13 protein-coding genes and 1 tRNA gene are annotated in these 12,627 nt (G+C 65.1%); 10 read left to right on the forward strand and 4 right to left on the reverse strand.

Annotation, left to right across the window (positions count from 1 at the left end; all coding sequences use genetic code 11):
- Positions 1–16: 16 nt before the first annotated feature.
- From LPB04_RS05605 to LPB04_RS05615, 3 genes are read left to right on the forward strand one after another with little or no spacing between them, the layout of a single operon-like run.
- Positions 17–2,059, forward strand: coding sequence for an acetyl-CoA carboxylase biotin carboxylase subunit (locus LPB04_RS05605; protein WP_193687749.1), 2,043 nt, complete (start codon positions 17–19; stop codon positions 2,057–2,059).
- On the forward strand, positions 2,059–2,988 hold the full coding sequence (locus LPB04_RS05610) for a 2-hydroxyacid dehydrogenase (protein ID WP_193687750.1): 930 nt from the start codon (positions 2,059–2,061) through the stop codon (positions 2,986–2,988). Before LPB04_RS05605 ends, LPB04_RS05610 begins: the two co-directional genes overlap by 1 nt.
- 1 nt (position 2,989) lies before the next feature.
- The gene (locus tag LPB04_RS05615) at positions 2,990–3,910 is read left to right on the forward strand and encodes a hydroxymethylglutaryl-CoA lyase (RefSeq protein ID WP_193687751.1); all 921 of its coding nucleotides are present in this window, start codon (positions 2,990–2,992) and stop codon (positions 3,908–3,910) included.
- A gap of 111 nt (positions 3,911–4,021) precedes the next feature.
- On the opposite strand, the gene LPB04_RS05620 is transcribed toward LPB04_RS05615, so the two are convergent.
- Positions 4,022–4,098 (reverse strand) — tRNA-Pro (locus LPB04_RS05620).
- A 119-nt stretch (positions 4,099–4,217) separates the two neighbouring features.
- On the opposite strand from LPB04_RS05620, the gene LPB04_RS05625 reads away from it, so the two are divergent.
- Positions 4,218–4,793, forward strand: coding sequence for a hypothetical protein (locus tag LPB04_RS05625; protein WP_193687752.1), 576 nt, complete (start codon positions 4,218–4,220; stop codon positions 4,791–4,793).
- Between the two features lie 63 nt (positions 4,794–4,856).
- Here the strand turns inward: LPB04_RS05625 and rsmI are convergent, their stop codons facing one another.
- Positions 4,857–5,759 (reverse strand): 16S rRNA (cytidine(1402)-2'-O)-methyltransferase, encoded by a 903-nt coding sequence (rsmI, locus tag LPB04_RS05630; protein ID WP_193687753.1) that lies wholly within the window; start codon positions 5,757–5,759, stop codon positions 4,857–4,859.
- A 30-nt stretch (positions 5,760–5,789) separates the two neighbouring features.
- Here rsmI and LPB04_RS05635 point away from each other — a divergent pair, with 30 nt between their 5' ends.
- The 6 genes from LPB04_RS05635 to LPB04_RS05660 all read left to right on the forward strand — a co-directional run bounded on the left by LPB04_RS05635 (position 5,790) and on the right by LPB04_RS05660 (position 10,086).
- Positions 5,790–7,031 carry a penicillin-binding protein activator gene (locus tag LPB04_RS05635; RefSeq protein ID WP_227496630.1) on the forward strand — a complete coding sequence of 414 codons (1,242 nt, stop codon included), beginning with the start codon at positions 5,790–5,792 and terminating at the stop codon, positions 7,029–7,031.
- A gap of 1 nt (position 7,032) precedes the next feature.
- Complete coding sequence (locus tag LPB04_RS05640; RefSeq protein ID WP_193687755.1) at positions 7,033–7,392, forward strand: YraN family protein; 360 nt, start codon at positions 7,033–7,035, stop codon at positions 7,390–7,392.
- A 77-nt stretch (positions 7,393–7,469) separates the two neighbouring features.
- Positions 7,470–8,066: a phosphoheptose isomerase gene (locus tag LPB04_RS05645; protein ID WP_193687756.1), complete on the forward strand. Its 597-nt coding sequence runs from the start codon at positions 7,470–7,472 to the stop codon at positions 8,064–8,066.
- Positions 8,059–8,694: a BON domain-containing protein gene (locus tag LPB04_RS05650; RefSeq protein ID WP_193687757.1), complete on the forward strand. Its 636-nt coding sequence runs from the start codon at positions 8,059–8,061 to the stop codon at positions 8,692–8,694. Before LPB04_RS05645 ends, LPB04_RS05650 begins: the two co-directional genes overlap by 8 nt.
- 39 nt (positions 8,695–8,733) lie before the next feature.
- Positions 8,734–9,249: a peroxiredoxin family protein gene (locus tag LPB04_RS05655; protein ID WP_193687758.1), complete on the forward strand. Its 516-nt coding sequence runs from the start codon at positions 8,734–8,736 to the stop codon at positions 9,247–9,249.
- Between the two features lie 198 nt (positions 9,250–9,447).
- Positions 9,448–10,086: a hypothetical protein gene (locus tag LPB04_RS05660; protein ID WP_193687759.1), complete on the forward strand. Its 639-nt coding sequence runs from the start codon at positions 9,448–9,450 to the stop codon at positions 10,084–10,086.
- 5 nt (positions 10,087–10,091) lie between these two features.
- Here the strand turns inward: LPB04_RS05660 and LPB04_RS05665 are convergent, their stop codons facing one another.
- A complete protein-coding gene (locus tag LPB04_RS05665) occupies positions 10,092–10,511 on the reverse strand; it encodes a PaaI family thioesterase (protein ID WP_193687760.1) in 420 nt (139 codons plus the stop codon).
- A gap of 72 nt (positions 10,512–10,583) precedes the next feature.
- Positions 10,584–12,572, reverse strand: coding sequence for a helicase-related protein (locus tag LPB04_RS05670; protein ID WP_193687761.1), 1,989 nt, complete (start codon positions 12,570–12,572; stop codon positions 10,584–10,586).
- Between the last annotated feature and the right edge of the window lie 55 nt (positions 12,573–12,627).

Here is a 12,627-nt window from a genome sequence, read left to right on the forward strand (position 1 = left end):
AAGCGAGACAAAACGCATGTTCACCAAAATCCTCATCGCCAACCGTGGCGAAATCGCCTGCCGTGTCGCCGCCACCGCGCGCCGCATGGGAATCCGTACCGTCGCCGTGTATTCGGAAGCGGACGCCGGGTCGAAACACGTTGCGGTGTGCGATGAGGCGGTGTTGATCGGGCCGGCCGCGGCCAAGGAAAGCTATTTGCGCGGCCAGAAAATCATCGAGGTGGCGAAAGCGACCGGCGCCCAGGCGATCCACCCGGGCTACGGTTTCCTTTCCGAGAACGCGGAGTTCGCCGAAGCCGTTGAAGCGGCAGGCCTGGTCTTCATCGGTCCGCCGGGCTCCTCGATGCGCGCGATGGGCTCGAAATCGGCCGCGAAGCAGCTGATGGAAGGAGCCAACGTGCCGCTGGTGCCGGGCTACCACGGAGAGAACCAGGACCCGGCCTTCCTGAACGCCCAGGCTGACCGCATCGGCTATCCGGTACTGCTCAAAGCCAGCGCCGGCGGCGGCGGCAAGGGCATGCGCGTGGTCGAACGCAGCGAGGATTTCGTCGCCGCGCTCGGCTCCTGCAAGCGCGAAGCGATCAGCTCCTTCGGCGACGACAAGGTCCTCGTCGAAAAATATCTGACGCGTCCACGCCATATCGAGATCCAGGTGTTTGCCGACAAACTCGGCAACTGCGTCTACCTGCACGAGCGCGACTGCTCGGTGCAGCGCCGCCACCAGAAGGTGCTGGAAGAAGCGCCGGCCCCTGGCATGCCGCCGGATCGCCGCGCGGCGATGGGAGAGGCGGCCGTGGCCGCGGCGCGCGCCGTCGGCTATGTCGGCGCCGGCACCGTCGAATTCATTGCCAACCAGGACGGTTCGTTCTACTTCATGGAGATGAACACGCGCCTGCAGGTGGAGCATCCGGTGACCGAAATGATCACCGGGACGGATCTGGTGGAATGGCAGCTGCGCGTCGCCTTTGGCGAAGCGCTGCCGAAAAAACAGCACGAGCTGGCGATCCACGGCCATGCGATCGAGGCGCGCATCTATGCTGAGAATCCCGAAAAGGGGTTCCTGCCGTCGATCGGCACGCTGCGCCACATGGACACGCCCCAGGCCGTGAATTTTGAATTGGGCGGCGTCGCCGGCGTGGAGCCGGCCGCCGTGCGCATCGATTCCGGCGTGCGCGAAGGCGATGCGATTTCTCCGTTCTACGATCCGATGATCGCCAAGCTGATCGTCTGGGGTGTCGATCGCACCCAGGCGCTGGCGCGGCTGTCGCAGGCGCTCGCTGAATTCCAGATCGTGGGTCTCGCCACCAATATCGCCTTTTTGAAACGCCTGGTCGAAGGGCAAGCGTTTTCGACGGCCGACCTGGATACCGGCCTGATCGAACGCAATGGCGACACCTTGTTCCCGCGTTTGAGCCCGGCGCCTGCCGGTGCGCTGGCGCTGGCGGCGGTGTCCCTGATCGAATCCGAACAGCGCGCGTCGAGCGGCGTGTCGTCGAATGCCGCCGATCCCTGGGGCCAGGCGCAAGGCTGGCGCCTGAATGGAGACTATCGCCGCCAGCTGTCGTTCGGCGACGAGTACGCAGCAAGCCTGGAAGGCGGCGCCTACAAGGTTGGCGTGGTGTATCACCCGCAGGGCTGGGAGCTCGAGGTCGATGGCGTGAAGCAGCCCCTGCACGTCAGCGGCCGTGACGGCGCGACCCTGTCGGTGCGCCTGGGCGAACAGTCGATGCACGGCACCGTGCGCCGCGACGGCGACTTGTTCCACGTGTTCACCAATGGCGCGCACCACACGTTCACGTACAACGATCCGATGGCGCACGCCGGCGAAGCCGAGGCCGCGGGCGGACGCCTGACCGCGCCGATGCCGGGCAAGGTCGTCGCCGTGATGGTGGAAGGCGGCCAGTCGGTGAAAAAAGGCGAAGCGCTCGTCATCATGGAAGCGATGAAGATGGAGCATACGATCGCCGCGCCGAGCGACGGCCTGGTCGAAGACGTGCTGTACGCGGTCGGCGACCAGGTGGCGGACGGCGCGCCGCTGCTGGCTTTCAAGGCGGCGTAATGCGCATCCTGCTGTACCGGAGCGATGGCCAGACCGGTCCCTGGGCCGAGGATCTCGCCAGGGCCCTGCCCGGCGTCGACACGCTCGCCTGGCAGGAGGGCGACCTGCCGGCTGCCTGCGACTACGCCGTGCTGTGGAATCCTTCAGCCGGTTTGCTGGCGCAACTGGACAAGGTAAAGGCCGTGTTCCTGATGGGTGCCGGGGCCGATGCACTGCTCAAGTTCGGCGACGCCTTGCCCAGTGTGCCGATCGTGCGGCTGGGTGACGCCGGCATGGCGGTGCAGATGGCGGAATACGTATCCTATGCGACGCTGCGTTACTTCCGCCGCTTCGACGAATACGAGGAGCAGGCGCGACACGGCCTGTGGGCGCCGTTGCCGCCTCACGTCAAAGAGGATTTCACGGTCGGCGTCATGGGGCTCGGCAAGCTCGGCCTGCGCGTGGTGGACACCCTGCGCGGGTTCGGCTTTCCGGTGCGCGGCTGGAGCCGCACGCAGAAGGATATTCAAGGCGTGGCGTGCTTCGCCGGCATGGAGACGCTCGACGATTTTTTACGCGGCACCCGCGTGCTGGTCTCGCTGCTGCCGCTGACGCCCGAGACGAACAACCTGCTCGACCGGCGGCGCCTGGCGACGCTGCCGCAAGGCGCGTATATCATCAACGTCGCACGCGGGGCGCAGCTGGCCGAGCCGGATTTGCTGACCCTGATCCGCGCCGGCCACATCGCCGGCGCCACCCTGGACGTGTTCCGCAACGAACCGCTGCCGGCGCCGCACCCGTTCTGGGACGAGCCGCGCATCACGATCACGCCGCACATCTCGGCAGTCACCATCCGCGCCGAGGCCGTGCGCCAGATCGCCTTTAAAATCGCCGCCTTCGAGGCGAACGAACCGGTGGACGACATCGTCGACCGCAACCTGGGATACTGAAATGAACAGCCAAGCCAGCCTGCCGAAAAAGGTCAAGATCGTCGAAGTCGGTCCGCGCGACGGCCTGCAGAACGAAAAGGAAACGATCAGCGCGGAAGTCAAAATCGAGCTGGTCGACCGTTTATCACGCGCGGGCTTCAGTAATGTCGAAGCGGCGTCGTTCGTGTCGCCGAAATGGGTGCCGCAGATGGCGACCAGTACCGAAGTGATGGCAAGGATCACGCGCCTGCCGGGCACCATCTATTCGGCGCTGACGCCGAACATGCAGGGTTTCGAAGCGGCGCTGGCCGCGAAGGCCGATGAAGTCGTGATCTTCGGTTCGGCGTCGGAAGCGTTCTCGCAAAAGAACATCAACTGCTCGATCGCGGAATCGATCGCGCGCTTCGAGCCGGTGGCGAAGGCGGCCAAGGCGAATGGGCTGCGCCTGCGCGGCAGCATCAGCACGGCCTTCGGCTGCCCCTACCAGGGAGAAGTGCCGTTGACGGCCGTGGCCGACGTGGTGCGCCGCATGCGCGACCTCGGCTGCGACGAGATCGACATCGCCGACACGATCGGCGTCTCGACCGCGCGCAAGACGCAGGAGGTGATGCTGGCGGCAAGCCGCGAATTCCCGCTGCAGCAGTTATCGGGCCACTTCCACGACACCTACGGCCAGGCGCTGGCGAACATCTACGCCAGCCTGGAAGTGGGCGTGCAGATTTTCCACTCGTCGGTATCGGGCCTGGGCGGCTGTCCCTACGCCAAGGGCGCGACCGGGAACGTGGCGACCGAAGACGTGCTGTACCTGCTGCACGGCCTCGGCATCGAGACCGGGATCGACCTCGACCAGGTAGTGGATGCCGGCCAGTTCATCTCGCAGCAGCTGGGTCGCAAAGGGTCCAGCCGCGCGGGCAACGCGATCGCGGCCAAGCGCCTCGGCTGAACCAGGCAACAGGCGCCCGGTCGAAGCATGTTCGAGGGGCGCTCTGCTGCATGCGGCCAGACGTAAACGAAAAAAGCCGACAACTTTCGCTGTCGGCTTTTCTCTCAATGCTGGTCGGAGTACAAGGATTCGAACCTTGGACCCTCTGGTCCCAAACCAGATGCGCTACCGGGCTGCGCTACACTCCGAAGACACACATCATAGCGGCTGAGCCGCCTTTGGTCAAGGTCGGGTTTTTCTTTTTTGGCTGTTTCGTACAACAGGAGGGGAACTGGTGGAACTGGCGGCAGCAGGCAGGGGCAGCTTGATGGACGACGCCGGCCGGATCAACCGGCGCATCGCGGCCGCAATCGCGCTCTCGCTGGCCGTGCACGCGCTCGTGCTGACGCTCGGGCGCAGCGCGCCGCCGCCGACCGTGGCCACGCCGCGCCCGATCGCCGTGCGCCTGCGGCCACCGCCCCCACCGCCGCCCGCGCCGCGCGTCGAGGAAGCGGCGCCGACCTCACCCGCCGCGCGGCCGGTGCAGCGGGCGAAGCCGCATCGACCCCGCCCCGTGATCGCGGTCGATCCGACGCCGGAACCGGCCCAATCCGATCCGTTGACGGTGCAGCAGGCGCCCGAACCTGCGAGCGAACCCGAGGCGCCGCACTTCGATCGCGAGGCGGCGCACAGGATGGCGCGTTCGCTGGCGAATATCCGCGATCCGGCCAAAGAGGGCACGGCCATCGGACAATTTCCGGAAAAACCACTGGAGACCGAATCCCGGGCCGCGCGGGCGATCGGGGCGGCGAAACGGAGGGACTGCAAGGACGGCTTGCCGGGAGGCTTGTTAGGGCCCTTGCTGATCCTGGCGGACAAAAAGGATAGCGGGTGCAAATGGTAGGAGTAGGCGAGGCCAATGGCCTCGCCTACGGTTTCATCGGGCACGCCATGCCCATGCGGAACGCTAGCCCTTGATCTGCAGCGCCCGCTCATACAAGGCATTCTTCTTGCGCCCGGTAATTTGCGCCGTCAGATTCGCCGCCTGCTTGACGCTGCATTCGGCCAACAAAATGTTGAGGATGCGCTCGGCTTCCGCATCCTGCGCATCGGTCTCGACCGTCGCCCCTTCGACCAGCACGACGAATTCGCCCCGCTCACGGTGCTGGTCGGACTTGACCCAGGCCAGCGCGTCGCCCAGCGGGCAGCGGTGGATTTCTTCAAACAATTTGGTCAGTTCGCGCGCGAACACGACCTGGCGCGTCGGCTCGAATGCCGCGGCCAGGGCCTCGACGCAATCGACGATCCGGTGCGGCGCTTCATAGATGACGAGGGTGGCCGGCTCGCGCGCCAGTTCCATCAATGCCGCTTCGCGCTGCTTCGATTTGGCCGGCAAAAAGCCGACAAAGTTAAAACGGTCGTTGACCAGGCCGGATGCGGACAGCGCGGTGACCGCCGCCGAGGCGCCCGGCAGCGGGATCACGCGCAGGCCGGCCTCCCTCACGGCGTCGACGATGCGCGCGCCAGGATCGGAGACAGCCGGCGTGCCGGCGTCCGACACCAAAGCGACACGTTCGCCTGCACGCAGACGCGCGACCAGCTTGTCGGCCGCTTCGCGCTCGTTATGCTGGTGCGCGGCAAGCATCTGTTTGTTCAAGCCGTAACGGGTGAGCAGGGCGCCGGTTTTGCGCGTATCCTCACAGGCGACCACGTCGGCCAGCGCCAGCAGGTGCAGCGCGCGCAGCGTGATGTCGGTGGCGTTCCCGATCGGGGTGGCCACCACATACAATGTTGCTGTAGGATAAGACTGTTGAGCTGCCTCGGCCATCACGGGGAGCTGGGCGATATCGATGGACTGGTTGTCGTTCATGTTGAGGATACGATGCTCGTAAAAAGTCTTATGAAAAAAGGCCTGCTGGCCGCCGGCGCAGTTGGCATCCTTGCGGGCTGCACCACGCCCATGCCGCCCGACCTGGGCTGCGGCGTACCGGGCGGATTGTGCGCGCCCGTCCAGCCAAACACAAGTGCGGTACCGAGCGAGCCGCCGCCAGCGCCGCCGGAAACGCCGCCCTCGGAAATGCGCACTTCTCCGGTGGAGCTGTATCCGGGAACGAATAACCCGCAGTCCGGCGCCCGGCCCGCCGCTGGTACGGCGCGCATTGCCCTGCTGTTGCCGCTGGGGTCGCCGGGTCTGGGCCAGGCGGCTGAGGCCGTGCGCGCCGGCTTCCTGGCCGGCCAGGAACGCGACGGCGCAGGAATCGAGGTCACCGTGGTCGCGAGCGGCGAGTCGCCCGAGTCGACCCTGCAGGCCTATGCCCGCGCGGCCGAACAGAACGATATCATCGTCGGCCCCTTGGCGCGCTCGAGCGTGGCGGCGATCATCGGCAGCAATGCCGTGACCCGGCCCACCCTGGTGCTGAACCACCCGCAAACCGAGGGCCCGCTGCCGCCGCAGGTGCTGGTCCTCGGCCTGTCGCTGGAAGAAGAAGCGCGACAGGCAGCGGACTGGGCCGCCCAGGAACACCCGGCCGGACGCGCCCTGGTGCTCAGTGGCAAAGCCGCCTGGCAGCAGCGCGCCGCCGGCGCGTTTGCGGCACGCTGGACGCGCCTGGGCCACAACAACGCGCGTGTCGAACTGCCGATCAACGACGGTTATGTCGACGCCAATGCCCTGTCCGAGCTGCGTTCGCGCCTCGCGGTCGACCGTCCGGAACTGGTGTTCGCCGCGCTCGACGCCGGCACCCTGCGCCAGGTGCGCAGTTCGCTCGGCACCTCGCTGCCGACCTATGCGCTTTCGGCGGCCAATCCGGGGCGTTCCCCGGGCCTGGCGGTGCCGGAACTCGATGGCGTGCGCCTGGTCGATTTGCCCTGGACCATCCAGCCGGACAACGCGCAAGTGATGCTCTACCCACGCCCGGTCGACAGCGACTCGCTCGACATGCAGCGTTTATATGCGCTCGGCATCGATGCCTTCCAGGTGGCGCGCACCCTGGTCCAACAGCCGGGCACCGGCTTCGAGCTGGACGGCGTGACCGGACGCCTGTCGGTGCGCCGGAACAATGGCGCCTGGTCGCTGCGGCGCATTGAGGCGTCCGCCGTCTACCGCGACGGCATCGGTTACGAAGCGGTAGCCGGGAAGTGAGATGGCTCTTATCAAGCTGTCCGAGAAGCAGGCGCAAGGCCGCGAGGGAGAGCAAACCGCCCTGCGCTACCTGCGCCGCCACGGGCTGGTCCTGGTCGAGGCCAATTTCACCTGCAAAGGCGGCGAGATCGACCTGATCATGCGCGACGGCGAGTCGCTCGTCTTTGTCGAAGTGCGCCAGCGCGCCGACCGCCGCCACGGCGGGGCCGCGGCCAGCATCACCCCCAGCAAAATCCGGCGCCTGATCCGTGCGGCGCAAGTCTACCTGCAACGCCTTCCCACCGTACCGCCCTGCCGCTTCGACGTCGTCGCGATCGACGGAGAAGAACTCGACTGGCTACGCGACGCGATTCAAGTGTGACAAGATATCCCGGCTTTGTAAGCAATGTTTAAAACGCTTTGCCGCCTGCCATTGCTACTACACTATAATCGTCGGCTATGAACACTCAACGCATCCTCGCTCACTTCCAGGAGAGCGCCGACCTCAAACTGCAGTCGGCCCCGGCCCTGGCGCAACCTATTTCGCAGGCGATCGAACTGATGTTCGGCGCCCTGTCCAACGGCAACAAGATTCTCGCCTGCGGCAACGGCGGCTCGGCTGCCGACTGCCAGCATTTCGCGGCCGAACTGGTCGGCCGCTTCGAGCGCGAGCGCTTCCCGCTGCCCGCCATCGCGCTGACCACCGACACGTCGATCCTGACGGCCGTCGCCAACGACTACAGCTTCCGCGAGATTTTCTCGAAGCAGGTGCAGGCCTTCGGCCAGGCCGGCGATATCTTGCTGGCGATGTCGACCTCGGGTAATTCGGCCAACGTGCTCGCCGCCGTCGAGGCCGCGCTCGAGCGCGAAATGCGCGTGGTCGCCTTTACCGGCAAGGATGGCGGCGCGCTCGCCAAATTGCTGACCGACGCCGACGTGCACATCAACGTGCCGCACAGCCGTACCGCGCGCATCCAGGAAGTCCACCTGGTCGCGATTCACTGCATCTGCGACGGCATCGACGTCGCGCTATTCGGAGGAGACGAGAATGAATAAACCCGGCCTGAAGGGCTCCCTGGCAAAAGCCGTCCTGTGCGCAGCCCTGATCGGCTCGCTGCAGGGCTGCGTGCCGCTGGTCATCGGCGGCGCCGCGATGGGTGCGGCCGCCAGCATGGACCGCCGCACGCTGGGCGCGCAGACCGAGGACAAGTCGATCACGGTCAAGGCCGAAGTCCTGGTGCCGAAACTGGTCGGCGACGCCGGCCACGTCAACATCGCCAGCTACAACCGCAAGGTGCTGCTGACCGGTGAAGTGCGCGACGAGGCAATGAAAGCGAATGTCGAGCGCGAAGTGCGCGGCATCGAGAACGTGGTTGCCGTCATCAACGAACTGGCCGTGGCCGGCCCGTCGAGCTATACCTCGCGTTCGTCGGATGCCATCATCACCGGCAACGTGAAGGGCAGCCTGGTCGAAATGAAAACGATCTCGGCCACCTCGTTCAAGGTCGTCACCGAACGCGGTACGGTCTACCTGATGGGCCGCGTGACCCAGCGCGAAGGAGATCTGGCCGCGAACATCGCGAAGAGCGTCTCCGGCGTCCAGAAAGTGGTCAAGATTTTCGAGTATCTGACCGAAGAGGAACTGCGCACGCAGTATCCGAAAACCTCCTCGGTCGCCCTGTAATCACGGCGGGGCCCGCCCCGCTTTTTTTCCGCCTGCGCCATGAATGCTCCTACTCGCTCCTGGATCAAACCTGCCGCCATCGGCGCACTCGTGCTCGCGCTGGCGGGGGTCGGCTACACGACCCTGGCGCATGGCGAAAAAGCGCCCGACGTCACTTTCATCAGCATTGCCGGCGACAAGATCAGTACCGCGAATTTGCGCGGCAAAGTCGTCATGGTCAATTTCTGGGCAACCTCCTGCACCACCTGCGTGCACGAGATGCCGGCCATGGTCGACACCTATAACAAGTTCAAGGGCCAGGGCCTGGAATTCGTCGCGGTGGCCATGCAGTACGACCCGCCGAACTACGTCGTCAATTTTACGGAAACCCGCAAACTCCCCTTCACCGTCGCCCTCGATGCGGGCGGAGACATCGCCAGGTCCTTCGGCGACGTCACCATGACGCCAACTACCTTTGTGATCGGCAAGGATGGCAGCATCCTCAAGCGCTATGTCGGCGAGCCAGATTTCAAGCAAGTGCATGCCCTGCTGCAAAAGGCGCTCGCTGCGGGCTAAGGCTTCGATGGGCCGTGCTCGCCTTGCTGCGATGCCGAACTGTCATTACACTCGTATGCATGCGCGCCAGCGGGCCGCGATCGCGGCGAACACGCTACAGCACGCCTGACTTAGCTCAAGCCGATGGCGCCGGAACGGGCCAAGCTTGATGCATTCGCGGGCCGCAAAGCCGCTGGCCGTGCGCGCAAAGGAGATGCAATGGGGTATTTCATTCGCAGGATAGGCATGTGCATGGCGCTGCTCGCGCTGGCCGCCTGCGCCGGGCCGAAACCGAGGGCGGTCGCCGTGCTGCATTACCAGCATGTCGCGAACGCGCACGAAATCCGGTTTACCAACCCGATTCCCCTGTCGGCCGCGCTGTACCGCGTGGGCTACCTGTCTCCGGTCGATTCGCAGGGCTTCTGGGCCATCTTTGTCGTGTGCAGTGTCGACGTCAACGGGCGTGCGCAGCGCGGTTTTCATTACAGCGTCAATAATTTCCGCGTCAGCCACGAAGGACGCGAATTCGGCGGCCTGCCGCCCTATTCGCTGCGCTACCAGGGCCAGGTCGACCTGAACAATGCGGGCGATACGATGCCGATCCTCGACGCCATCGCCGCCGAAATCCAGGAAGGCCCGCCCGAACAGGTTTTCCAGAGCGGCTACTATCCTGAGCTGAACTACCGCTTCGCCATCTTCGTGCCGAAGGCGCTCGCCAACTATACGGGCGAGCAATTGACGCTCACCTATAAGGGCCAACCGGCGATTTTGGCCGGCAACGGCAAGCCGCCGTCCGATCTGCATGCCGTGGGCGGCACCGCGGCCGGCGTGGCGGCAGCTTGCGTGCCGCCGCCATAAGTTTCTTACTTCGGATACAGGATCATCTGAGTGCAACGGAACAAGGCAATCGTCTTGCCATTTGACTTGTCCGTCACTTTCACGTCCCACACCTGGGTCGTGCGGCCCCCGTGCACCATGTTCGCCACGGCGACGATGGTGCCCTCGCGGGCAGTGCTGAAATGGTTCGATTTCAGTTCGATCGTCGTAAAACTCTGGGCGCCTTCGGGCAGGTTGGCGATGCAGGCATAGCCGGCCGCGGTGTCGGCCAGGGTCACCACGCTGCCGGCATGTAAATAGCCGTTCGGCGCCAGGTGGTGCGGTTGAATAGGCAATTGCGCGGTCATGCTCTGGTGGCCGACCTCGATGATCTCGATGCCGAGGTAGCCGGGCAGCGTGCCGATGCCGCGCTGGTTGAAAGCTTCTAGGGTTGGTGCGGTGGTCATGTTGGGTTATCCCGAGTGGCGAATTGGCTATCCTACACCGGGTGGACAAGCATTGCCGGAGGGTGCCCCGGGCTAGGCCCTGCGCTTCGATTTATGCGCATTCCCGCCCTGCCGCTTGCGCGTGGCGGCATTCTGCTGCTGCAGCAGCGAATCGACCCGCTCCGATGCTTCCCGTGCCAGTTGCTGCGCTTCCTCGATGCTGGGGAAGAACTCCGGCGCGCGGTAGCCGAGCCAGGCATAGGCCGAATACATGCGGCAGGTGTCTTCCACTTCCTGCAGGTTCTTCCAGAACAGCCCTTCCGGATGCGGCGTGAGCCGGCTGACCTTCTTTTTCGCAAGAGATAAGGCCCAGTGCTCCCAGGCGCTTTGCAGCATCGGCACCCGGCTTGAAATCGGCACCAGGGACAGCATGAATTTTTCGGCCACCGTCAGGTCCAGGGTGTCGAGCCACTCGGCGCGTTCGTTCTGGTCCTCCGTGATGCGCGGATAAAAAAAACCGTCCGGGACGTCGATGTTGTGCACGAAGCGGCGCAGCAGTTTTACGAGCGAGGTTTCTCCCGTCACCGACGAGATCCTGTGCAATTGTTCGAGCGAGGGGGCGACGGCAAAGCCGCTGGCCGGCACCGGCGGAATTTTTTCCTTCATCAGCGCGCGCATGACTTCGTGGGTGTCGTCGTCGTAGCCGGCGACAAAGCCCTCTTCGTGCACGCCATAGCGTCCCGCGCGGCCGGCGATCTGCTTGGCCAGCGCCGCCGAGATCTCTTCCTCCTCGACGCCGTTGTACTTGACGGCGGTCGTCATCACGATGCGCGCGATCGGCATGTTCAAACCCATGGCCAGCGCGTCGGTACCGACCACGATGTCGGCCTGTCCCTCCCTGAAGCGTTCGGCCTGGGCGCGCCGCACTTCCGGAGACAGGTTGCCGTAGACGGTGGCGACCGATAGCCCCTTTTCCGTGATCATGTCGCGCCACATCAGGACCTCGCGCCGGGAAAACGCGATGACGGCATCGCCGCGGCGCAGGTTCGACAATTTACGGACCGGGCTTGGCTCCATCGCCAGCGGCGCCATGCGTTTCAGTACATGCACCTCCAACGGTACTTCCAGCCGTTCGGCCAGGGCCTCGATCGCACGCCGCGCTTCCGGCGCCCCGACCAGGTAGACGACCGAGGCCGGCGCGCCGCAGACGGCGGCGGTCCAGGCGGCGCCGCGGTCGCGGTCGGCCAGCATCTGGATCTCGTCGATCACGGCCACTTCGATCGGCGTTTTACTGTCCAGCATCTCGACGGTGCTGGCGACGTGGGTGCTGCCTTCGGCGATGCGGCGCTCCTCTCCCGTGATCAGGCTCACCTTGATCGGCTCGCCATGGGGGCGCGCCGCCTGCAGGCGTTCGTAGTTTTCCAGCGCCAGCAGCCGCAATGGCGCGAGATAGGCGCCACTGCCCGCTTTCGCCAGCGCTTCCATCGCGCGGTGGGTTTTTCCGGAATTCGTCGGCCCGAGCAGCGCAATGAATTTACGCTGCATGCGGCTGGCGACCTCGAAGGACTCCGGGTATTCGGCCAGATTGATGCTTTCCTTGGTGCGCGCGGCGTGTCGTTCTTCCTGCTCGCGCTCGATCGCGTGTTCTACCCGCTGGCGAATCCGCTCGAACACGTAGTCGGCCGGCTCCGAGGTTTCCAGTTCCTCGAGCACCCCGAGGAAGACGCGCGGGTCGAAACCGGCATCATCGGCCTGCTCGGCGATGTCGCGCACGAACTCCTCGGTGTCGAGCTGGAGTTCCGCCAGCGCCTTGTCGCCCGTGCGCTCCTCGATCAGCGCGCGCCGGCTCGTCAAATCCATCTTGCGCCATTTACTCGGCTTGGCCAGCACGCCGCGCGCCGGCACCAGCGCGTAGCGCACGCGCAGGCCCTCGTATTTCACTTCTCCCGTAAAGCGCAGGAACACCCGCCCTTCCATTTTGACCAGTTCGATGCCGCGCTCGCCCAGGTTCAGTTCGCGTTCAAGGAAGGCGTCGTCGTCGCCGGTGTCGTTGTCGGAAGAGTCGTAGCGTGAATTGCTCATGTGTTTCAGGAGTGATGTCTGGTTGTTATCACTATAGCGCGGATGGCGCAGGCGC

This window comes from Massilia litorea (genome assembly GCF_015101885.1).
In the GTDB taxonomy this organism is placed as follows: Bacteria; Pseudomonadota; Gammaproteobacteria; order Burkholderiales; family Burkholderiaceae_D; genus Telluria; species Telluria litorea.

Coding starts and splice junctions, on each gene's coding strand:
- LPB04_RS05640 (WP_193687755.1), top strand. CDS start 7,033: ATGGCTCTTATCAAGCTGTCCGAGAAGCAGGCGCAAGGCCGCGAGGGA.
- LPB04_RS05665 (WP_193687760.1), bottom strand. CDS start 10,511: ATGACCACCGCACCAACCCTAGAAGCTTTCAACCAGCGCGGCATCGGC.
- LPB04_RS05660 (WP_193687759.1), top strand. CDS start 9,448: ATGGGGTATTTCATTCGCAGGATAGGCATGTGCATGGCGCTGCTCGCG.
- LPB04_RS05635 (WP_227496630.1), top strand. CDS start 5,790: ATGAAAAAAGGCCTGCTGGCCGCCGGCGCAGTTGGCATCCTTGCGGGC.
- LPB04_RS05625 (WP_193687752.1), top strand. CDS start 4,218: ATGGACGACGCCGGCCGGATCAACCGGCGCATCGCGGCCGCAATCGCG.
- LPB04_RS05655 (WP_193687758.1), top strand. CDS start 8,734: ATGAATGCTCCTACTCGCTCCTGGATCAAACCTGCCGCCATCGGCGCA.
- LPB04_RS05645 (WP_193687756.1), top strand. CDS start 7,470: ATGAACACTCAACGCATCCTCGCTCACTTCCAGGAGAGCGCCGACCTC.
- LPB04_RS05615 (WP_193687751.1), top strand. CDS start 2,990: ATGAACAGCCAAGCCAGCCTGCCGAAAAAGGTCAAGATCGTCGAAGTC.
- LPB04_RS05605 (WP_193687749.1), top strand. CDS start 17: ATGTTCACCAAAATCCTCATCGCCAACCGTGGCGAAATCGCCTGCCGT.
- rsmI (WP_193687753.1), bottom strand. CDS start 5,759: ATGAACGACAACCAGTCCATCGATATCGCCCAGCTCCCCGTGATGGCC.
- LPB04_RS05610 (WP_193687750.1), top strand. CDS start 2,059: ATGCGCATCCTGCTGTACCGGAGCGATGGCCAGACCGGTCCCTGGGCC.
- LPB04_RS05650 (WP_193687757.1), top strand. CDS start 8,059: ATGAATAAACCCGGCCTGAAGGGCTCCCTGGCAAAAGCCGTCCTGTGC.
- LPB04_RS05670 (WP_193687761.1), bottom strand. CDS start 12,572: ATGAGCAATTCACGCTACGACTCTTCCGACAACGACACCGGCGACGAC.